Below are 21,137 nucleotides of genomic sequence, written 5' to 3' on the forward strand. Positions count from 1 at the left end.
GGTAATTGGAAAATCTTTAAATCCGTGCAATCCGTGTAATCCATTAAATCCGTGTTCGTAATTGGTAATGGGGATAAATCTTCCCCATTATTCATAACAGGAGTCAGGAGGAAGAAAGAAAATCGCCAAATTAATCTTATAAATCAGTGTAATCCCATGAATCCGTGAGCAATCCGTGATCAAAATTAATCTTGTTCATCCTTTAATCCTGCCAATTCTGATCTAACTTGGCGAGATTCCCACCAAATCGGCACGACAATTAACACAACCAAAATTAATAAGGCCAAAATTGCAAACTTACTCACCCAAGTCACCAATTGTTCTAGAGAAATAATCTTGCCGGCAAAAAAAGCTAACGTCACCATTACACTAGCCCAGACAGTTGCCCCGGCCACGTTGTAAATCATGAATTTGCCAAAAGGCATTTCTGCAATACCAGCTAAAGGTGAGGCAAAAATTCTCAGTAAGGCGAGAAAACGTCCAAAAAATACAGTTTTAGCAGCATTATCACTAAATTGCTCTTTAATACTCAGCAATCTCACTTCAGATATACGGAATATTTTACCAACTTGTAATAAAAAAGACCAACCGCCGAGTCTACCAATCCAATAGCCGCAAGTACCACCAATTACAGCACCCGTAGCAGCGTCACCAAGAACCAACCAGTAATTTAGTTCATCACTACCAGCTAAGAAACCGCCTACTAGAGTTACAGTTTCACCAGGAAGAGGAATGCCCAAATTCTCTAGTAAAATTCCCAGAAAAATTGCCCAATAACCATAACTATGGGCGATTTCTTGGATATTTTCCAGGGAAATTAACTCAAAAGACATTCAGCACCACCATCTTTACAAATTTTTACATTTATTACCTTTAGTATATCTTCTCTGGTCTTTGTTTCGACTGTCAAGCAAGGAAAGAACGGGAGGAGTAATAGACTTCTTGCAAAAGTCGTAATTTTCAAATTCTTCTTTGCGCCTCTGCGCCTCTGCGTGAGCTTTTCAAAAATATTCTTGGTAACACCAAAGTATTTATGCAAGAGGTCTAATTTTTTATGCCCTTTTTCCTGAAATTAATCTTGTAAATCCTGATCTAAAATCAAAAAAGATACTTTTGCTACGGAATTAACAGAGCATTTATGCTTATACTTACATAATAATCAAAAATTATACGGCAAAAGTACCGAATTGCACTATTTCCAATACATTGGTTTCACCCCCTATAATCCGAGGAAAGCAGTCAAAATGCTTTTGATATCAAACCAGTATTAATGTCAACTTGCTTTTTTTAAGTGTTTCAAATACCCGGTTAAATTTATGACTCTTACACAAGAACGCAAAGTAATTTTGTTTAAACCCCAAGGAAGTATAGATTTAGATCGTGGTACAGCCTTGAGTGAACAGATGATTGGAGTGAATACCCAAGAACAACAACTGTGGGTTATTGACCTAGCAGAAGTTGATTTTATGGATAGTTCTGGGTTAGTCCCCCTGGTAGAATTACTGAAAACTGCCCGTGAAAATAGTTGCCGTTTAGTGCTTTGCAACGTGCAGACTCCAGTTAGACTGATTTTTGAACTGACACAGCTAGATTCAGTATTTGAAATTTTTAACAGCTACGAAGACATTTTAGCGATCGCTCAAAATACCCAAGATGACTACTTAGCATTGGCCAGCTAAATTTAAGCGATCATTTTTTTAACCTTAAAACCTAACATCCCATTTGCCAAAGCATTTGGGATTGTTTTTTTGACTGTTCCTTCTCCCTTGTAATTTAAGCATTTTGAGCCGTAGAAATATTACCAGGATCGGATTCAGCACGGGGGAAAGTTGGCAAATCAACCCCACCATGATTTGTATAGCGGGTTTTGAGTGCTAAACGATAACTCACACTTTGTAATTCTGCTTGTAATTGGCGGTTTTCTCGTTGTAGATTTGCTACCTTTTCTCTAACTGGATTCATCCGTTCCTCAAACTTACGACGGTAAATTTGGGGTAACTCTTGGACAACTTGTTCTAACATCCGAGTGCGATCGGTCAATTCCTGTACTGACTGCCGCAATTGATAAATTTCGGTGTCACGCGATGTAATTTGTTCTTGGTAAAATGCCACTTGCTGTTCAACAGCTTGCAGTTGTTCATTGATAGCCTGTAATTGGCTCGAGTCTTGCTCAATCTCCGACCGTTGCGGCATATAATTGGTATTATCCTTTACCAGCCGGAAAAGCTCTTGAGATAGTTGTTGCACTAATTGATCTCGAAGTTGCAACTCTTGACGCAACTGAGATAATTCAGTAGATAGGGCTTGGATGTCGGATGTGTCAAATTGGCTCACAGTGGCTTACATCTATATAGATAAGTAGTGGGACAAAATTAAATTCATAAGTGGAGATAGGCTACAGGCAATATAGATAATTCTACCTGCAAAGTTATCCTACCATATCAAATTAAACCAGATAAAACCTATTTTGGCACTTCTTCCACGACAAAACAAGCAAGTGGCTTCCGTGCCGTAATCACCTAATATCGGAAAATTGCCGCTATTTCTGCATTATTTGGCATTTCTTCTAACCCAACAGTGTAAACTTTGCCTCCATTTAAAAGTGTATATTTAGCAGCAAAATCAAACATATCTTCATCATTTATTTCTGGTTCTGGATGTAAATCTACGGTCATAGTGTCAGAGTCATACTTACCCCAAATTTGTCTATTCATTGGCACAAATAGGGAAGCAACTCTTTGATAATAAGCGGCATTAACAACTTCTTTGATATCACTAGAAGTTTTACCGTTATCCTCACCAGCTAATTGTTGATAAAGTTCCATTACTTGCAGTTTATCTTCCTGAAATAGAGGTGCAACAATTGGCCAAGCTAGATTATGTAATTCCTCTGATTTAATTATTTCTGGATTACCATTAATACCCTCATCTAGCAAATGGGGATAAGTATTAGCCTGGTGATAGATTGGAAATAGATATTCCACTCCTGCTAAAACTAAAGGTGCTTTTTCTTCTCGTAATTTATCATGTAATGCTGAATTTACAGTATGAAAAAATTCTAGAATATGTGCTTGGTGCTGATCTTGATCTGGACTTCCTTGACCATGAAATTCGCCGGGATGTTGAAAAGCATTAGCCGTTCCCCCTTTAGATGTGGCAATTCGACGCTGTACTCCTTTTTGTGAAACATCTTCTAATAGAGTTGCTTCTAAACTCGTCGGCATATTTTCTACTTCTACTTGATTGATACTGTAGCGAGTTCCTTGAAAAAGTTTTACATCTTGTTGACTTAAAGCCAAGATATAGAAATCACCATCATTATTGATTAGATGCAGTAAAGGTTTGAGGTGAAATTTCTCGCTGACAATTACTAATTCTGATAACTCCATGGGTAGACAATAGTAACGAAACAAGTTTTGGCAAATTAAAATTGCTAATCCTAGATTTTGGTGTTCCCAAAAATCATCTTGATCTAATTCTTTTGCTGGTTGAAGCAAATTCACTGCTGCTGTGTGACGTATAGACATTGTATCTAAACGTTCTTCAGCTTCTTTAATTAAGTTTTTGAAACGAATGGGATTTTGTCTAATCTCTGCGCCGGCTTTTTGCATAGGCATATACAGAGATACACAGGGGGGTTGGGCATTTTCAACTAAATTTTTCAGTTCATCAATAGAGAATAGTGACATAATTATGATTCAATCCAAATCAATCTAGATTTATCAAAAAGAATACAGGAGTCAGAAATCAGAATGAATTATATACGACGGGCGGATATATAATTGGGTTTAAGACCCCCATTAATTTATTCTGACTCCTGGCTACTGACTCCTGACTCCTTCTTCATTTCAACCTCTAGTGTGTTAAAATTTCATCCTTCTTTTGATAAGAAATTAATGGGTTCTGATTCCTTTCTTTAGATGGATTGAGAAACGGGTATATAGGACTCGTATTTGATTTTTGCAATACACTTAGGGAGCTTTTGGTGGGCATTGCCCACCCTACTTAATATCATTTGTAAAAATTAGCAATTATTCAGCTTTAGGTCTGTGAGAATTAACTGATTCTGATTGGATTGTTGTGGTATTGTTTAGTTGATTAATGAAACCCAATGTTACTCGTTTCATAATCCAGTACAAACCAACGAGGATGATAAAGGTGACAGCAATAATCAGCAAGGGCTGTTTTCCTAAAGTTTCTTCTATACCTCTTGTTAGTAAGGCATCAGGTTGAGTGATAAAATCCCAACTATTGAACCTCAAGAACCGACCCCAGTAAATTCCCAAGGCACAGAGAGCATGGGTAATTAATTCAACTGCAATAATCCATTGACTTTTGCTGATACGGTGTAAGTAATATCCTAAATTAATTAGAGATATCACATAAGCTTGAAAGCCGCTCAGTATGACTAGTAAATAAACGGGAATTATTACTAATGTAATCATCCATACTGATTGAATATTGCGGATATCGTCTATTAAGTGAATGACATCAGTTAATAAATAGGGTGCGTTGGGTAAAAAAGCATAGAAAACGAGAAATCCTAGCCACCAAACCCAAGAGCGTCCGCGTTTAGTGCGAAATAGCCACATACTGAGGGCTAAAGGAATGAAAGCCAAAAATAAATTCCAGGTCATCCAACGCATATTGATGCGTAAAACCTCTAAAACTCTGGCTATTAATTCAATTAATTCTGATTTCATTGGTACTTGTGATAAGTTGATATTTTCGATTTTAGATGAGAACTTAAAACTTATTATAGTTATTGTGTTGAGAATGCAACTCAGCAAGCTGTAAATCCGTCAATTAATTTTAGGTTTACCCACAACTCTCTTTGTACTAGATTATGATTAACTGGAAAGACTTTTTGACAACTTACCGTGGATGGCGGCGACGCTGGTTTTATCCGTTGATTTCTGTTGCTGTGGCTCTGAGTCTATGTTTGAGTGCGCCTCTACCCGGCAGAGCTATAGAATTATTACCGCTACTATTCCAAGGAGCGCAAATACTGAAGATTTCTAATATATCTGATCGTGATGAGGTGAGGCTTGGTAAGCAGATGAATCAGCAATTGCAAAGGCAGGAAGTGAGGATTTATCGCAATTCGAGTATTAATAGCTATGTTGAACAAATTGGCCGACGTTTGGCGGCTAATAGCGATCGCCGTAATATTCCTTATACTTTCCAAGTGGTTGAAGATGATGCTGTTAACGCTTTTGCCACTATGGGTGGTTATGTTTATATCAACACAGGTTTGCTGAAAATTGCTGATAATGAGGCAGAAGTAGCGAGTGTAATTGCCCATGAGATGGGTCACATTGAAGGCAAACACGCTCTTAATCAGCTAAGACAGAGTGCGATCGCTAGTGGTGTGGCAACTTTAACAGGTGTGGATCAAAATAAACTGGTCGGTCTGGGTGTGGAACTGGTGCTGAAACGTCCCCGTAGTCGTAAAGATGAATATGATGCTGATACAAGAGGTTTAAGAACTTTGACAAAGACCGGTTATGCTCCCTCAGCAATGGTTTCATTTATGAAAAAGCTGCTAAACAATAGTTCTGTTCCGACGGTTTTAAGTACACACCCCGGAACTAGCGATCGCATTCTCTCACTCCAACGTCAAATCCAAGCCTCTCCTAATTATGGAAATTATGGTTTAGATAGTTCTGCTTATCAAGCTAATATTCGAGTTCTAAAACGATAATTATCGGAGTTGCTGGGTAAGTTGCTAAATATACTCCAGAGACTTGTCAACTCTCCTCTGCCATAGCAACCATCAAGGTAGTTAGGACATCAATTCTAACGCAGCTTGACGCAAGCCATTGATGAAACTCTTTTCACAACAGGGTTTTAATTCTGAGTCCTGACTCCTTCTTCCTGCCCCCTGCCCCCTGCCCCCTGCCTCCTGCCTCCTGCCCCCTGCTATATATCTAACCACCATAGACAACTATGCTCGTTTTTTATGGTGATCGCTACCTCTAATATCTCTGGGGTTAATCATGGTGGTTGCTGCTTCTAACGGCAGAGTACGAACGTGGTAGTTAAAAACATTGGCTTGGTAAACCAGATTATTAGTAATATCTAATGCTGTTAACCAACCACTGCGGGGATGATAAGCACCAGTATCAATGTCAATCCATCCCCGCCCCTGTGCTAATTTACCAGGCGCAACGTCAGGCATGGTAAAAGTAATGGTATGACCAACGATGATCATTTTATCTGTAAAGTAGGGCTGTTCAATACTGTGAAATGCTTCACGTATCCAGCAAAGTTCATCGGTGGTTTGTTGCGCCACGGATTTGTTAGGATCTACACCGGCATGGGTTAACCATACATCCCCCAAATCTAAATAAGTCGGTAAATTTTGCAACCACTCTAGGTCATCTGAGGGAATTTTTGCAGATTGGTAACTAGCCAAGGTTGCCTGTCCGCCGCTGTACAGCCATGACTGCATGATAGAGGAGGATTGACCCTTATTAGTTAGGACGTTTAAGAACATTTGCTCATGATTACCCAAAAGACAGTCGTATTTACCACGCCTTACGAACTCCACTACCTGGGCGCTATTAGGACCGCGATCTATTAAATCTCCCAAAAAATAAACTTGATCGTCTGACGTTGGGGCTATAGCCTCCATTAGTACCATCAAACCCTTATAGTGTCCATGCACATCCCCAATTACAAATCTACGGTTTTTACGGTGACTAATTTCGTTCATTGGATCTTGGGTTGAATACGATAGCTCAATTTTTTTTACTACAATTCTATTTGTCTACTTTTCGTAAACAAAGGTCAACAAAACCTGAAGAACTTCACATTCATTTCATCTTACTTTAATAATTATGTGAGCGATCGCCCTCAATAGACAAAAAATACACAATCATATCATAGCCCAATCTTTGCCGATATACTTTAACATTAATATATTGACTCTAGTTTATTTCTACCCTATTCTCTGCTGAAATTTAGCTCAGGTCTCTGTCACCAGATCAATGAGGACTATGAGGGGAGTATCCTCTATGGACAATTGTGATCAACCGAACTTACCAACAATCAGGAATGATGCTTAGGTGGCGATGAAGTGAGTTACACCAATCACAGCACTGCGGCGATCGCCAGCTAACCTAAATATCCCTCTCCGTGTTATAATTACCAGCCTAATAGATAGGATAAAATCCAATACTTCTCGGTTAAGCTAAAAACATTAAATCAGGTAGGCTGGTTTGACGTTAGGAAACCCAACATTTACGGGCTTTTGTTGGGTTTCAGACATTTTTGGGAAAATTAGCAATAGATTGTGACAACAATTAGACTTCTTGCAAAAGTCGTGATTTTCAAACTCTTCTTTGGGTGAGCCTTTCAAAAATATTCTTGGCAACACCAAAGTATTTATGCAAAAAGTCTATTGATTTCGCTGACTAAAATCAAATACCTTCACCAATTAAAGATGAAATTGAGAACATTTTTTGGACATCAGTTAATGGTAAATTCCAAAGTAATTCTGGTTGCCAATTATCAGGATCAAAGTGAGAATCATAACCCCGTTTATAAGCTTGCTGTAGTCTATCCCAAGTAAACTCTTCTCGACTTTGCAAATTTCGATGAATCATTCGCAACAATCCTAAACCTACGATCAAATTCAAAACTGTAAATTTAGCTCCTAATAAAAATGCCTGGACTTCTGCTTCACCAATGGGGTCTGAACCATATCCTGTCAGGACGTGAACACAGTCATGGAGTTGTTTGCGACGGGGACCTGTGGTGAAAGGTTTTAAGTTATTGGCATCGAGAAAGTTAGCCACAATTCTACCAAATGTGTCAGTGGAGAGCGATCGCAATTTTTCAATTTCGACTATTTGAGGAACACTTTGTCCCTGTTTTTCAGAAACTCGATCTATTAAACTTAAAAATTTTTCAATCCCGGAATTAGTTTGAGCTTGCATGATCATCTTCCTAAATAAATTTGGTTTTTAATTAACTTTAGGAATTATAAATGATAGTTGAAAAAAATTGTAGGGTGAGCTATATCTTGTAAAACTCACCTACTAAGTATATTTCAAAAATCAAATATTAGTCCTATATCAAAGTGAATATGGAGCAGGAACATGAAATTTTCAACCTTGATTCCCCTCCCTCTTTCTTAATTATTGGAGGTTGCCTTGTTGACGACGTGAACGCGCTTCTTGTTTTAATTGCTCCATTTGTTGTTTTTGTGCAGGAGTTAAAACTGCATCCCTTTGTTGTTTTGCCGATTCTCTAATTTGACGCATTTGACTTTTTTGGGTTTCAGTTAAATTTAAAGCCGCAAACACATCACCACGCTTACGTCCTTGACGTTGACCTTCACCTCCATTCTGACGTTGAGCTTTACGTTCTTGCATCATGGCTTTTAATTTAGCCTTTTGTTCTGAGGTGAGAACCTGTTCTATTTGAGCTTTTGTATTACGTCGAATTTCCTGCATTTGGGCTTTTTGAGCATCGGTTAATCCCAATTTATTCCAACCACCTTTACCCTGAGCGATTTGGATAGGTGCGGAAAAGTTTGTTTGTGCTTGCACAGTAAAGGGTGTTGCTGTTAGAGTTAGAGCGATCGCACCAGCGATGAGTGATAATGTTTTGAATTTCATAAATACCTTTGTTTTTGTGTTGATGTATCCATCATAGAGACTTATCTACTCTAAAATGACTTGGAAACCTTTAAAGCCTTGCCTAGAGAGACTTTGGCGGATTAGGAGGGGAAATTAGTCTAAGAGGTTGTTTTAAAACTTTTTCGTGTGGAATATGACACCCACAGATCCCCCTGAATCCCCCTTTTTAAAGGGGACTTGGAGGAATTTAGCCCCCCTTTGATAAGGGGGGTTACGGGGTAAGGGTTGGGTTATAAACAATCCTCAATCACCATAAGAACAACACAAGAGTCAGAATTACGTTGTTGCCGACATGAAACCGCTTCTTGCTTTAATTGCTCCATTTGTTCTCTTTGTGCAGGAGTTAAAACTGCATCCCTTCTTCCTTTAATTCCTCCATTTGTTCTCTTTGTGCAGGAGTTAAAACTGCATTGATTTGTTGTTTTGCTGACTCTTTAATTTGACTAATTTGAGTTTTTTGGGTTTCAGTTAAGTTTAAAGATGCAAACACATCACCACCCTTACGTCTTTGACGTCGAGCTTTACGTTTTTCAGCTTTTAATTTAGCCTTTTGTTCTGAGGTTAGAATCTTTTCTATCTCAGCTTTTGTATTACGTTGAATTTCTTGTATTTGGGTTTTTTGAGCATCGGTTAATTCCAATTTATCCAAATTATTTTTACCCTGAGCGATTTGGATGGGTGCGGAAAAGTTTGTTTGTGCTTGCACAGCAAAGGGTGTTGCTGTTAGAGTTAGAGCGATCGCACCAGCCATGAGTGATAATGTTTTAAATTTCATAAATACCTTTGTTTTTGTGTTGATGTGTCCATCATAGAGACTTATCTACTCTAAACACATGAGCAAAAAGTCACGTTTATAACCATGACTTTAGTCACTATTGATCCTCAATCAACGTAAATGGGTGTATAATCAAATTTTACTAAAAATAAATAAGGCTTACTGATACCATAAAGTATGACTCCCAATACTTTTCGGTTAAGGAATGTAAAGACGTTCCTCTTGTAGGGATTCTCGACTCTACAAAGGTTTTCGGTTCATTCTATTTCATCACGCAAGCTATAGCCATATAATTTTTAACGCCAATCTACTTATATGAGCAGTTCCATTCATGTTAAAAATCATCCCTTTCGCTTTTTGCTTTATTTAGAGTGGGCATTATTGGGACTTTCTACATTAACAGCAATAATGCCTGCTCCATTGCATAGATTTTCTGTCAGATTTCCAGAAATGACCATTTTTAGTCTCATAGTTTTTGGATTAATGGGACTAAGATTACCAACAAATAGTAAATTCGATAAAGTAATTTATACGGCTTTAGAAGTCTTCCTAATTTTAAGTATCGGGTTTTTTGGTGGTAAAGCTGCTCGATTATTTCCTTTTCTTTACCTCATTTTAGTAACTCGTAGTTGTTTGATTTTTAAACTACCAGGAAGAATCATAATTACTATTTTATCTTTTATCTTATTTTTGTTCACCCTTCAACATCGCTTATTACCTTTTAGATTACCTCCACCAGCACTAGAACGCTTTCGATTTTTTGGTTTAAGTTTAGCACTTTTATTTGGTTTAAGTTTAATTTTTGTTTTGCTATTGATGAATGCAGTATTATCTGAAAGGCAAAGTCGAGAAAAATTAGCGATCGCTAACGAAAAACTCCGTCAATATGCCCTACAAATCGAAAATCAAGCCACCCTGGAAGAACGTAATCGCATCGCTAGAGAAATTCATGATTCTTTAGGACATTCTCTCACGGCTTTAAATCTACAATTAGAAACTGCTGTTAAACTTTTACCTTCTAACCCCACTAAAGCTACTTTATTTTTAGCCAGAGCTAAAGAATTAGGTTCAAAAACCTTGCAAGATGTCAGACACTCGGTTTCAGCTATGCGTCATCACCCTTTACAAGCACAATCTTTAGACCAAGTAATTAGTATTTTAGCAGAAGATTTTCAATTATCTAATAATATTTTAGTACAGTATAAAATAGCCGTTGATCATCCACTACCCAAGGAAATTAGTAATGCCATTTACCGAATTATTCAAGAAGCATTGACAAATATTTCTAAATATGCAAATGCTTCAGAAGTTAACCTAGAATTAACCACAACACAGACTATAAACCTGATAATACAAGATAATGGTAGAGGATTCGATTTACAACAAAATACCAGTGGCTTTGGTTTACAAAGTATGCGCGATCGCACTGTAGCATTAGGAGGTAATTTGGAAATTCACAGCACAAATGGTTCTGGTTGTCAAATAAAAGTTCATATACCTTTACCCAACAACAATGATGATTAAAGTCTTATTAGTAGATGATCAAAACTTAATTCGTCAAGGATTAAGAGCATTATTAGAACTAGAAACAGACTTAGACATAGTAGGAGAAGCAGAAAATGGAGAAGTTGCACTTCATTTAATATCCCAATTACACCCCGATGTCGTATTAATGGATATTAGAATGCCGATCATGGATGGAGTAGCAGCAACTAAGGCAATTCAACAAAACTTCAGCAACACCAAAGTTCTAGTATTAACAACCTTTGATGATGAAGAATATGTCAAAGCCGCTTTACAAAATGGGGCTATGGGGTACTTACTCAAAGATACACCCTCAGAAGAATTAGCCGTGGCCATTCGTGCAGTTAACAAAGGATATTCTCAACTTGGACCCGGAATAGTTAAAAAACTCTTGACTCAATTTCCTTCCCCTATTACCGCACCCCCCCAACCACCAATTTTAGCGGAATTAACACCCAGAGAAAAAGAAGTTTTACGGTTAATTGCTGCCGGTGCCAACAACCGAGAAATCGCTCAGAAACTCTATATCTCAGAAGGGACAGTTAAAAACCACGTTACCAATATATTAAACCGGTTGAACTTGCGCGATCGCACTCAAGCCGCTATTCTTGCCCACACCTTTTTATCCTCTTTAGATTAATACACTTGCTATAAAAAACGTAACTTCAATGGTAAACACATAGAAACCCATATTTCATTTCTTTATCAAATCTTTATCAAAAAATTATATATATAATTCAGTAACATCTCGGTTTCGTTGCGATCGCACTTAAACCATAATCAATGTTGATTGCGGGTGTAATGTAGCAATCCCAAGGACTGTGACTCATTTACAGTTTGTTACAGAATTGGGTTTATGTTGTCTTTTTATTTAGTAAAAATAATTTTGCCGCAGATGACATTAGTATACTATAATTCTAATCAAATATTCTAGCCGTAAATGTACTTTTACCATGAGTGCAGTTTTGGTATCTATTAATGGGGAAGCCATTTAAAGGAGTAGATAAGAAACCATGGGTGCAAAATGGCACATAATACTTATTTGAATTTACTCCTTGAGAGTAAAAACAGGTAAATTCAATAAAAATAGAGTTTTTTACTGAGGGATTGACTCAAATCCCAACTTCAAATTTAGCACCACAGAGAATAATAACTATGGCAATTAACACAGCAAAACTTACCATGATTTTGCAAAACTTCGTTAGTGCTACCACAGATGTTCAAGGAGCAGCACTTGTCACCCCAGATGGTCTACCTTTGGGTGCAAGTTTACCTGGGGGAATGGACGAAGAACGGGTTTCAGCAATGTCAGCCTCCATGTTATCTTTAGGTGAACGCATAGGCATGGAACTAACCAGAGGTAGCGTTGACCGCATTTTTGTCGAAGGAAACAAAGGGTTTGGTATTTTGACCAGTTGTGGTGAAGATGCCGTATTACTCGTTTTAGCCAGCGAACAAGCCAAGCAGGGATTACTCATGCTAGAAATTAAGCGTGTACTGGCAGAACTCAAATTAGTATTAACATAAACCCGTCTTTAACTGAAAAGTTCCCTGATAGACCAACATCTGGCATACTAGGGAACTTTTTATCAAATGGTAAAAACATTAAAAACATTTGAAATTGTCAAATCATTGGTGATAGATTAACCATTATTTATTTTTCATGGGCTGAATCAATATGGAGATCATGCGTTTAATTGTTACAGGATCAGTAGGGGCTGGTAAATCAACTTTCATCCGTTCGGTTAGTGAAATTGAAGTAGTAGATACCGATGCTGCTGCCACTGACGAAACAGCATTACTCAAAGAAAGAACTACTGTGGCTTTTGACTTTGGACGGCTGCAATTTGGACCTGATATGGCACTGCACCTTTATGGTACACCTGGTCAATCTCGCTTTGATTTTATGTGGGATATTTTGATTCGTAAAGCTCACGCTTATATTTTATTAGTAGCAGCCCATCGACCTAGAGAATTTCGTCAGGCCCGGAAAATTCGTAACTTTATGCAAGAAAGAGTGCAAGTTCCCATGATTATTGGTCTAACACATACCGACTGTATAGGAGCTTGGTCAGAGGAAGATGTTTTTCTTGCCCTTGGGTATGTGGATGAAAACGAACGACCTCCTATCGTCAAGGTTAACCCCATGGAAGGTGATTCTGTAGCTGAGGCCGTGATTGCTCTAGTACAACATTTAATGCAAAGTTGTGCAGCATAAATCACTCAAAATTACTCAAGACAGGCTTTCTCAATCAAATCTACAGTCAAAACAGTTCTTACTCTATCCTATTAGATGAGAATAACTAGCAATTAGCTATATATACTTAACTTATATATCCAATAACTTAAACTGAATTCCGTAATCCTTCGGTATGATCTTTATCTTCCATTCGGCATAATTAAGTTAATCAGGATATAGATAAAAAGTCTACTATACTGACAAATCAATTGAAGACCTAACGTTTTGACTCATAGCAGTAAAAATTTCGTCTTACTTGTTCTAGCTAATCAGAGTCCTAATGAAAAAAAGTCAATATTTGATGCAGATTTGTGTAATTTCAAATCACTATAGTCTGCTGGTTTTTTATCCTTTGTCCAATATTTAAATTATTTTACCACGGAGATCTAATCATGACTATTTCAGGTAATTTTGCTGATTTTTCTTTACCAGAACTACTACGATTTTTAGATCAAGGTAAAAAAACTGGACTACTTGAGATTGAACTTTCGCCAGAAGCAAAACAAAATCAGACAAAACAGATTTACATTTGGCTGCATCAAGGTCGGGTAATGACAGTAGCTGATCGTTTAGATCAACAAGGTTTGACATTAATGATTGCCGAACGGAAATGGATCAGTGAGCGTGTAATCTCTAGGGTGACTCAAATTTCTTCTTGTTTCATTAACTCGCCACTAGGATTATGCCTCAAATCTCAAGGTTTGCTGCAACCAGAACAACTGAAACTATTATATCACGCTCAGGTATTGTTACCAATAGGTGCTTTATTTCAAGTTTCTGATGCTTCCTTTAAATTTGAGCCAACTACAAACTTACCTGTAGGAGAAATGACAGGCATAAATATGTCTGCCACTGAAGTAATGTTAACGGCTTTGCGATCGCTCCAAAATTGGAAAGCCTTGGCTGATGCACTACCAGACCCCACTTCAGGTTTATGCGGTGTGACAACGAAACAACCCCAAATACAACTAAACGCCCAAGAATGGCAAGTATGGGAATTTGTGAACGGACAAGTTTCCCTCAAACAAATTGCCAAACAACTGAGAATATCTGTAGATACTGTGCAGCACATTGCCTTTCGATTAATGATAGTCGGCTTGGTAGAAGAACATTTTATGGTGGCTAATGCACCCACCCCAACCCTAGAAGAATCTATGCCTAAAGTTACCTTAACTAAATCAGTACATAAGTCTGATACAATCTCAGTTGTTAGTCAATCTCTGCTCAAGAACTTAATGGGTTTTTTATGGAGTAAGGCTAAAACAGCTTAGGAATATGAATTAAATAAAGTGCAAAAGTAGGGGAAAGGCACAATGCTCTTATGTGTCAACTGAAACTCAATCGGTTATCCCACAGAGGTTTTACCCCTCCCCTTAGTCTGCTTATTTTGCTACCGAAAGGGGAGGCTGTTCGTCTGTAAAGCTGGGGTTGGGGTATAGTGCATCCTATGCAATTGAGAACCTTTATGAATAAGAGTTTTATGAGATTTAAGTCATAATATTTTAATTTTTTTTACATGATTAAGTTAATAAAATTAACATAAAATAAATAGATAAAAATACACTTATCGTTTTATACTTATCCTAAGATACAAGAATTTGAAGTTAGGATTATAGACCTGATTATATCGATCTATAACTCAATCGAAATTGCAGGTGTTTAATTCAAGATTTACTCAAATTCAAATTCATAACCAAAGAGATAATTGTATGGCAATTAATTCAGACAAACTCAGCATGATTTTGCAGAATTTTGTAACTGCTACCACAGATGTTCAAGGAGCAGCACTTGTCACCCCAGATGGATTACCTTTGGGTGCAAGTTTACCAGGAGCCATGGATGAAGAAAGGGTTTCAGCAATGTCAGCTTCTATGTTGTCATTAGGTGAACGCATAGGCATGGAATTAGCTAGAGGTAGTGTTGACCGTATTTTTGTAGAAGGTAATAAAGGCTTTGGCATTTTAACTGGCTGTGGTGAAGATGCAGTATTACTGGTCTTGGCTAGTGAGAGTGCTAAACAGGGATTACTAATGCTAGAAATCAAGCGTGTTCTGGCAGAACTAAAACCAATTTTAGTATAGGTTAGTATAGGATTGTTGGTAAAAAACAACTATTAACCAATAGTTTATTAAGGCCACCTTTTACTAAATTGCAGACCCAATCAACACTTTGTCCATTTTATTTACATTCATGTTTTAAGGATTAGTCATGGCTATAGAACCTCGCTCTTTTATGTCCACTTTAGAAAGACGGATTGGGTTAACTGATGAAGATAAAGCTCTTCTCCAATCAAATGAAGCATGGGGATTAGAAATTGCTTCAGAAATGGCAGATCACTTCTATGCTTATTTGGGTAGAGATGAAGAAATGAATGCCATTTTAAATGCCACGGAAGGAAGGATTCACCGTCTGCATGAAACATTTATTAAATGGTTTCATGAAATGTTTACAGGAGTGGATAGTTGGGGTAATAATTATGCCGATATTCGTTGGCATATTGGACTTGTTCACGTAAAACTTGGCATCGCTCCCCAGCACGTAGTTCCAGCTATGGCAATTGTGGTATATGAAGTTGGTAAAAAGCTAAAAGTTGATGGTAAGCCAGATTTATTGCAAGATGCTTTAGGTAGAATTTGCATGATTGATTTAGCTTTTATTGAGCAAGCTTATGTAGAGGTTGCTGCATCTGCTGTACTTAGAGAAACTGGTTGGTCAGAGGCTTTATTCAAGCGTCTAATCGCACAAGGTGCATCTTCTATGTAACTCAAGTTGCTAGTTAATTTTCAGATATTTTCTAGTCTGTAGGGTGGCTAAAACCACTAATTTTCAGATTCTCACGCACCTTACTTAATCTAAAAAACAACTTACCTGATGTAAGTCCAAGTTTTATCAGCTAGAATAAGAATATAAAGTCCTGATTATCATACCAGGGCTTTTTTTCATTGGGGATATTATATATGCCACTGAGTCGGGAAAAAGTTGAATTTTATTTAACTGACCTAGAAACACCAATAGGTAAAGCAATTAATTTAACAATTGCCTCACTTGTTTTGGTATCATCAGGAATATTTGTAGCTGAAACTTATAATATTTCTGAAGATGCTCGCATAGAATTAAGAACATTAGATACATTGATTTTAATAATTTTTGCGGTAGAATATTTATTGCGTTTATGGAGTAATGAAAACCGAATCAAGTATATAATTAGCTTTTATTCAATTATTGATTTAATGGCAATTCTGCCATTTTTTTTTGGTGTGATAGATATTAGGTTTATTCGTCTGTTGCGCTGGTTTAGAATTTTGAGACTACTCAGATTTATTGATCGAAGGCTTTTAATTGGTACTATCAGTAATGAAGATAGTATAATTTTGATCAGGATATTATTTACTTTATTCACTATTATTTTTGTTTTTTCTGGTTTAATTTATCAAGTTGAGCATCCCGTTAATCAACAAATTTTTGGCACTTTTTTAGATGCCTTTTATTTTTCAGTTGTGACAATGACAACTGTGGGATTTGGTGATGTAACACCAATTTCTGAATTGGGTCGCTTGCTAACAGTCTTGATGATTCTAACAGGAGTTGCGGTGATTCCTTGGCAAATTGGAGATCTAATTAGGAGATTAGTAAAAACTGCTAATCAAATAGAAATAGTTTGTTCTGGTTGTGGTTTAGCCTTTCATGATGCTGATGCTGGATTTTGTAAAAGGTGCGGAACTCAGTTAGTTAAATAGTTATAGATGAAAATCTGTGCTAAGTATAATATAGGAATCATCAATGATATTTGAAAAACTCCAGATAGTTTAAGTGGGCATTGCCCAGCCTACATCTATAATGACTCTAAAATAGTGGATTGATAAATAGGGGTCATCTAGTCATAGATATAAGACAATTAGAGACATTAGTAAACCATCCACAGCGCAACGCAATCTAGACCTATACACCTATTATTTTTTCATAGTTTTGATGTATTGTTAAAACCTCCTGTTTCTTGTAATGTATAAAGAGGACGGACTTTAACTTCTTCATAGATTCTGCCAATATATTCTCCTAAAATACCTATACAAATTAATTGGATAGAACCTAAAAAAAACATAGAAATTGTAATTAATGTGTAACCAATCACAGGAGAAAATGGTTCGGATAAGCGCCAATAGAGTACCAGTAATATCATAAATAGGGCGATAAAGGCTGATAATATTCCTATATAAGTTGCCAGCCTTAACGGAACTGTTGAGAAGGAAATAATACCATCAAGTGCTAATGCCCAAGATTTACCAAATGTATATTTTACCGTGCCAGCAAAGCGGGGATCTCGTTCAAAAAGTACAGAAGTTTGTCGAAAACCCACCCAAGCACGTAGTCCACGAATGTAGCGATTACGTTCAGGCATGGAATTGAGAATATCTACCACTTGTTTATCCATGAGGCAAAAGTCTCCCGTATCTGCGGGGATATCTACTTTAGCCAAACGTCGAAGAATGCGATAAAAAAGATAGGCAGTGAAGCGTTTTAGCCAGGTTTCTTTTTTACGGGATATACGCTGGGCATAAACTACTTGATATCCTTCATGCCATTTCTCAATCATTGTTAAAATTAGTTCTGGTGGATCTTGCAGATCGGCATCCATGACAATAATACATTTACCTTGAACAAAGTTCAAACCAGCAGTTACGGCGATTTGATGCCCAAAATTCCGGGCTAGACTGAGATAACGCACCCGATTGTCACAATGGTGTAATTCGCGTATGATGCTTAAAGAGCGATCGCGGCTACCATCATCAATTAAAATCAGTTCAACTTGGCCGTCTAACTGTTCCATCAGATGATTTAAACGACGATACATTTCTATAATGTTTTCTTCTTCGTTATAAATAGGGATAACTAGGGAATAGATAACCTGGTTCATTAGATTTGAGAGTAGTAAAGGTAGTGTTGTACTGACTAAGTATCTAAACTTTATGCGTTCATTCTCAAAAAAAGAATGTTTATTAATATTAATCGTAGGATCTCTAATTTTATGGTTGATTTTTTTAGGAAACTTACCCTTAAGAGATTGGGATGAGGGTACAGTAGCCCAAGTAGCCCGTGAAATTTGGCGAGAACCTTTTACTTCAATGCGTTGGCTTTATCCAACTTTGGGGGGTGAACCATACTACAATAAACCACCTTTAATCCATTGGCTAATTGCTGGAACTTATTCTTTAGGAGGTGTAAATGAATGGACTACACGCTTACCCAGTGCGGTCTTAACTGCTTTAGGTGTGCCTTTGCTTTATTTAGTAGGGTGTTTAGTCTTTAGCCAAAGTTTACCAGCTTTCTTTGCTGCTTTGGTTTACATGACCATGTTACCTGTAGTACGGCATGGAAGACTGGCAATGTTAGATGGTGCAACTATTACATTTTTTCTATTATTATTATTTTATTTTTTGCAAGCACGTAAAAACCCAATTTATGCTTTAGGCGTAGGTTTTTCTCTAGGTTTAATTACTTTGACTAAGGGAATGATAGTTTTGCCGTTGGGAGGAATTGCAGGTTTATTTTTGCTATTAAATAAACAATTATTTTTAGTAAAGAATCCCTATTTATGGATAGGACTAATACTGGGAAATGCTTTACCTTGCGCTTGGTATATTGCTCAATGGCAACATTACGGAGGGGATTTTTTAGAAATCAATTTCCAAGCCCAAACTTTTGCCCGTCTCGTTCAATCTGTAGAAGGTCATAGTGGACCCCCTTGGTACTATTTAATTGAGATTATCAAATATGGTTTTCCCTGGTTGCTATTTTTGCCAGGAGGTTTATATTTAGCCTGGAAAAAGCGAAATACTAGCTGGGGAAGTTTAATTTTAATTGGTGTAATAGTTTATTTGGCGACTATATCGTTAATGAAAACAAAACTTCCCTGGTATGTGATGCCTATATATCCATTTTTAGCTTTGGCAATTGGAGTTAATTTAAGTGAAATTTGGCATAAATATAAGTTTAATGTGAGACTTTGGACAGGCTTTTTTGCTTTTTTATCTGTTGCTGGTTTAGGAGGTTGTATTTATTTTATTATTGTTGAACCGCAGCCTATTTTAATTATAATGAGTCTTGTATTAGCTGCAAGTATGGGTGGTGTAGTATGGCTAGTGAAACAACATAACCGCAATTTTATTCCCCTATTATTTTCAGGAATATATTTGGTTTTATTACTTTTAATGAGTTCCCAATCTTGGATTTGGGAGTTAAATGAAGCTTTTCCAGTGAAGCCAGTAGCAGCATTAATCCAGGCAAATGTTCCCCCAGGTGAAAAAGTTTATACTTCTTTTGGTTATAATCGTCCTAGTTTAGACTTTTATAGTAATTCTCAAGTTCTTTCTACTCCTGTTACAGTTTTACAAGAACGGTTATCTAATCAATCTTATTTGTTAGTAGATAAGGAAAATTTGCAGAAACTAAATTTAACGCAGAGTAAAGTTATCGGAGAAGCTAACGGTTTTACGCTAATTTTACCGAAAGGCAGGGGAAACTCATTCAGCAATTCTCATTTTGAAAAAAATAAGATAAAATTCTCTTAATTTAAATAGAAAACTTGTATCAAATTATCATTTTTTGATAGATAATTATCATCCGACTCTGGAGATAGAGAGGGTTGTAAAATTTTTTAAAAATCTAGACATGAAAAATTGATTTCAACTCATCAATCTAGCTGAAATTCTACGCAAATTTGTATTTTTTTTAATAAATAGCTTTCTTCTCTTCTTTGAATAAATTGATAGGTAGTGGTAAATTAGTAGCTGATTAACTCTAATTTACCATGATAACCCTAAATTAAAACTGCTGTAAGAAGCGTAAATCGCTATTATATAAACGGCGAATATCGTCAATTTGGTGTAACACCATTGCAAAACGTTCTACACCAAAACCGGCAGCAAATCCAGTATAAACTTCTGGGTCGTAACCTACAGATTTCATGACGTTGGGGTCAACCATACCGCAACCCATGACTTCTAACCAGCGTCCATTCCATTGCAAATCTACTTCTGCTGAAGGTTCGGTAAAGGGGAAATAACTGGCACGGAAACGAATTGGTAAATCGCCAAACATGGCTTGCAAAAATATCTTTACTGTACCTTTAAGGTCTGTAAAAGTTAATCCTTCATCGATCGCTAAAAGTTCAATTTGATGGAAAACTGCTGAGTGAGTTGCGTCTACATCATCCCGGCGATAAACTCTTCCTGGGGCAACAACGCGGATCGGTGGTTCTTCTTTTTCCATGTAGCGAATTTGTACCGAGGAGGTATGAGTCCGCAACAAATTACCATCTGGTAAATAGAAGGTATCTTGCATATCACGGGCAGGATGATCTGGTGGGGTGTTCAGGGCTTCAAAATTGTAGTAATCCGTTTCCATTTCTGGACCCTGGGCGACGGTGTAACCCATCCCCACGAAAATATCTAGCGCCTGGTCAATGACACCGTTGAGGGGATGAATGCGACCTTGGGGACGGAAAATACCTGGCATGGTGACATCTAAAGCTTCAGCCTCTAGTTGTACCTGAATTTGAGCAGATTCTAAGGCCGTGCGTTGGTGGTCAAGACTATTTTGAATAGCTTCCTTAACAGTATTAGCGATCGCCCCAATTTTTGGCCGCTCCTCCGCGCTCATTTGCCCCATACTGCGTAACAATAACCCCAATTCCCCTTTTTTGCCCAAATAGTTAACTCTCAGTTCCTCTAGGCGTTCCAGAGTGTCAGCGAGAGCGATCGCTGTTTCTCCTTCCTGTTGTAGTGCTAAAAGTTGAGCCTCTAAATTATTAGTCATTTCTCATTGGTCATTTTTCCATAGTTTATAGCAGGTAATGGGTAATGGGTAATGGGTAATGGGTGATGGGTGATGGGTGATGGGTAATGGGTAATGGGTGATGGGTGATGGGTGATGGGTGATTGGGGAATGATTTTCC

General features: G+C 37.3%; 21 protein-coding genes. 11 read left to right on the plus strand and 10 right to left on the minus strand.

Features of this window, described 5'->3' with window-relative positions; genetic code table 11:
• Nucleotides 1–185 precede the first annotated feature (185 nt).
• Nucleotides 186–833 carry a DedA family protein gene (locus VB711_RS00365; RefSeq protein WP_323283684.1) on the minus strand — a complete coding sequence of 216 codons (648 nt, stop codon included), beginning with the start codon at nucleotides 831–833 and terminating at the stop codon, nucleotides 186–188.
• Nucleotides 834–1,316: 483 nt separating this feature from the next.
• Here VB711_RS00365 and VB711_RS00370 point away from each other — a divergent pair, with 483 nt between their 5' ends.
• Nucleotides 1,317–1,679 carry an STAS domain-containing protein gene (locus VB711_RS00370; RefSeq protein WP_323283685.1) on the plus strand — a complete coding sequence of 121 codons (363 nt, stop codon included), beginning with the start codon at nucleotides 1,317–1,319 and terminating at the stop codon, nucleotides 1,677–1,679.
• Between the two features lie 94 nt (nucleotides 1,680–1,773).
• Here the strand turns inward: VB711_RS00370 and VB711_RS00375 are convergent, their stop codons facing one another.
• From VB711_RS00375 to VB711_RS00385, 3 genes are all read right to left on the minus strand, one after another.
• Nucleotides 1,774–2,334, minus strand: coding sequence for an Npun_F5560 family protein (locus VB711_RS00375; protein WP_323283686.1), 561 nt, complete (start codon nucleotides 2,332–2,334; stop codon nucleotides 1,774–1,776).
• Between the two features lie 185 nt (nucleotides 2,335–2,519).
• Complete coding sequence (locus VB711_RS00380; protein ID WP_323283687.1) at nucleotides 2,520–3,689, minus strand: hypothetical protein; 1,170 nt, start codon at nucleotides 3,687–3,689, stop codon at nucleotides 2,520–2,522.
• Between the two features lie 342 nt (nucleotides 3,690–4,031).
• Complete coding sequence (locus VB711_RS00385; protein ID WP_323283688.1) at nucleotides 4,032–4,703, minus strand: DUF1361 domain-containing protein; 672 nt, start codon at nucleotides 4,701–4,703, stop codon at nucleotides 4,032–4,034.
• A 143-nt stretch (nucleotides 4,704–4,846) separates the two neighbouring features.
• Between VB711_RS00385 and VB711_RS00390 the strand changes: the two genes are divergently transcribed.
• Nucleotides 4,847–5,704, plus strand: a complete 858-nt coding sequence (locus tag VB711_RS00390) for a M48 family metallopeptidase (protein WP_323283689.1) — start codon at nucleotides 4,847–4,849, stop codon at nucleotides 5,702–5,704.
• Between the two features lie 243 nt (nucleotides 5,705–5,947).
• Here VB711_RS00390 and VB711_RS00395 read toward each other — a convergent pair whose 3' ends face one another.
• From VB711_RS00395 to VB711_RS00410, 4 genes are all read right to left on the minus strand, one after another.
• Entirely contained in the window at nucleotides 5,948–6,718 is a 771-nt protein-coding gene (locus VB711_RS00395; protein WP_323283690.1) for a metallophosphoesterase family protein, read from the minus strand.
• Between the two features lie 706 nt (nucleotides 6,719–7,424).
• Nucleotides 7,425–7,943: a hypothetical protein gene (locus VB711_RS00400; protein WP_323283691.1), complete on the minus strand. Its 519-nt coding sequence runs from the start codon at nucleotides 7,941–7,943 to the stop codon at nucleotides 7,425–7,427.
• A gap of 201 nt (nucleotides 7,944–8,144) precedes the next feature.
• Nucleotides 8,145–8,627: a P pilus assembly/Cpx signaling pathway, periplasmic inhibitor/zinc-resistance associated protein gene (locus VB711_RS00405; RefSeq protein ID WP_323283692.1), complete on the minus strand. Its 483-nt coding sequence runs from the start codon at nucleotides 8,625–8,627 to the stop codon at nucleotides 8,145–8,147.
• A 364-nt stretch (nucleotides 8,628–8,991) separates the two neighbouring features.
• On the minus strand, nucleotides 8,992–9,423 hold the full coding sequence (locus VB711_RS00410; RefSeq protein ID WP_323283693.1) for a P pilus assembly/Cpx signaling pathway, periplasmic inhibitor/zinc-resistance associated protein: 432 nt from the start codon (nucleotides 9,421–9,423) through the stop codon (nucleotides 8,992–8,994).
• 315 nt (nucleotides 9,424–9,738) lie between these two features.
• On the opposite strand from VB711_RS00410, the gene VB711_RS00415 reads away from it, so the two are divergent.
• The 8 genes from VB711_RS00415 (at nucleotide 9,739) to VB711_RS00450 (ending at nucleotide 16,923) form a co-directional block, all read left to right on the plus strand.
• A complete protein-coding gene (locus VB711_RS00415) occupies nucleotides 9,739–10,947 on the plus strand; it encodes a sensor histidine kinase (protein WP_323283694.1) in 1,209 nt (402 codons plus the stop codon).
• A complete protein-coding gene (locus tag VB711_RS00420) occupies nucleotides 10,940–11,587 on the plus strand; it encodes a response regulator transcription factor (protein ID WP_323283767.1) in 648 nt (215 codons plus the stop codon). Before VB711_RS00415 ends, VB711_RS00420 begins: the two co-directional genes overlap by 8 nt.
• A gap of 515 nt (nucleotides 11,588–12,102) precedes the next feature.
• Nucleotides 12,103–12,474, plus strand: a complete 372-nt coding sequence (locus tag VB711_RS00425; protein ID WP_323283695.1) for a roadblock/LC7 domain-containing protein — start codon at nucleotides 12,103–12,105, stop codon at nucleotides 12,472–12,474.
• 151 nt (nucleotides 12,475–12,625) lie between these two features.
• A complete protein-coding gene (locus tag VB711_RS00430; protein ID WP_323283696.1) occupies nucleotides 12,626–13,165 on the plus strand; it encodes a GTP-binding protein in 540 nt (179 codons plus the stop codon).
• 413 nt (nucleotides 13,166–13,578) lie between these two features.
• Nucleotides 13,579–14,457 carry a DUF4388 domain-containing protein gene (locus tag VB711_RS00435; protein ID WP_323283697.1) on the plus strand — a complete coding sequence of 293 codons (879 nt, stop codon included), beginning with the start codon at nucleotides 13,579–13,581 and terminating at the stop codon, nucleotides 14,455–14,457.
• 438 nt (nucleotides 14,458–14,895) lie between these two features.
• The gene (locus VB711_RS00440) at nucleotides 14,896–15,267 is read left to right on the plus strand and encodes a roadblock/LC7 domain-containing protein (protein WP_323283698.1); all 372 of its coding nucleotides are present in this window, start codon (nucleotides 14,896–14,898) and stop codon (nucleotides 15,265–15,267) included.
• Nucleotides 15,268–15,394: 127 nt separating this feature from the next.
• Nucleotides 15,395–15,949 carry a protoglobin domain-containing protein gene (locus tag VB711_RS00445; RefSeq protein WP_323283699.1) on the plus strand — a complete coding sequence of 185 codons (555 nt, stop codon included), beginning with the start codon at nucleotides 15,395–15,397 and terminating at the stop codon, nucleotides 15,947–15,949.
• A gap of 194 nt (nucleotides 15,950–16,143) precedes the next feature.
• Nucleotides 16,144–16,923: an ion transporter gene (locus VB711_RS00450; protein WP_323283700.1), complete on the plus strand. Its 780-nt coding sequence runs from the start codon at nucleotides 16,144–16,146 to the stop codon at nucleotides 16,921–16,923.
• A 221-nt stretch (nucleotides 16,924–17,144) separates the two neighbouring features.
• Here VB711_RS00450 and VB711_RS00455 read toward each other — a convergent pair whose 3' ends face one another.
• Complete coding sequence (locus tag VB711_RS00455) at nucleotides 17,145–18,098, minus strand: glycosyltransferase family 2 protein (RefSeq protein WP_323283701.1); 954 nt, start codon at nucleotides 18,096–18,098, stop codon at nucleotides 17,145–17,147.
• A 52-nt stretch (nucleotides 18,099–18,150) separates the two neighbouring features.
• Here VB711_RS00455 and VB711_RS00460 point away from each other — a divergent pair, with 52 nt between their 5' ends.
• Nucleotides 18,151–19,752 carry a glycosyltransferase family 39 protein gene (locus VB711_RS00460; RefSeq protein WP_323283702.1) on the plus strand — a complete coding sequence of 534 codons (1,602 nt, stop codon included), beginning with the start codon at nucleotides 18,151–18,153 and terminating at the stop codon, nucleotides 19,750–19,752.
• Between the two features lie 253 nt (nucleotides 19,753–20,005).
• Here VB711_RS00460 and pheS read toward each other — a convergent pair whose 3' ends face one another.
• A complete protein-coding gene (gene pheS / locus VB711_RS00465; protein ID WP_323283703.1) occupies nucleotides 20,006–20,998 on the minus strand; it encodes a phenylalanine--tRNA ligase subunit alpha in 993 nt (330 codons plus the stop codon).
• Nucleotides 20,999–21,137 lie beyond the last annotated feature (139 nt).

It is taken from the genome of Cronbergia sp. UHCC 0137 (genome assembly GCF_034932285.1).
Taxonomy (GTDB): Bacteria; Cyanobacteriota; Cyanobacteriia; order Cyanobacteriales; family Nostocaceae; genus Cronbergia.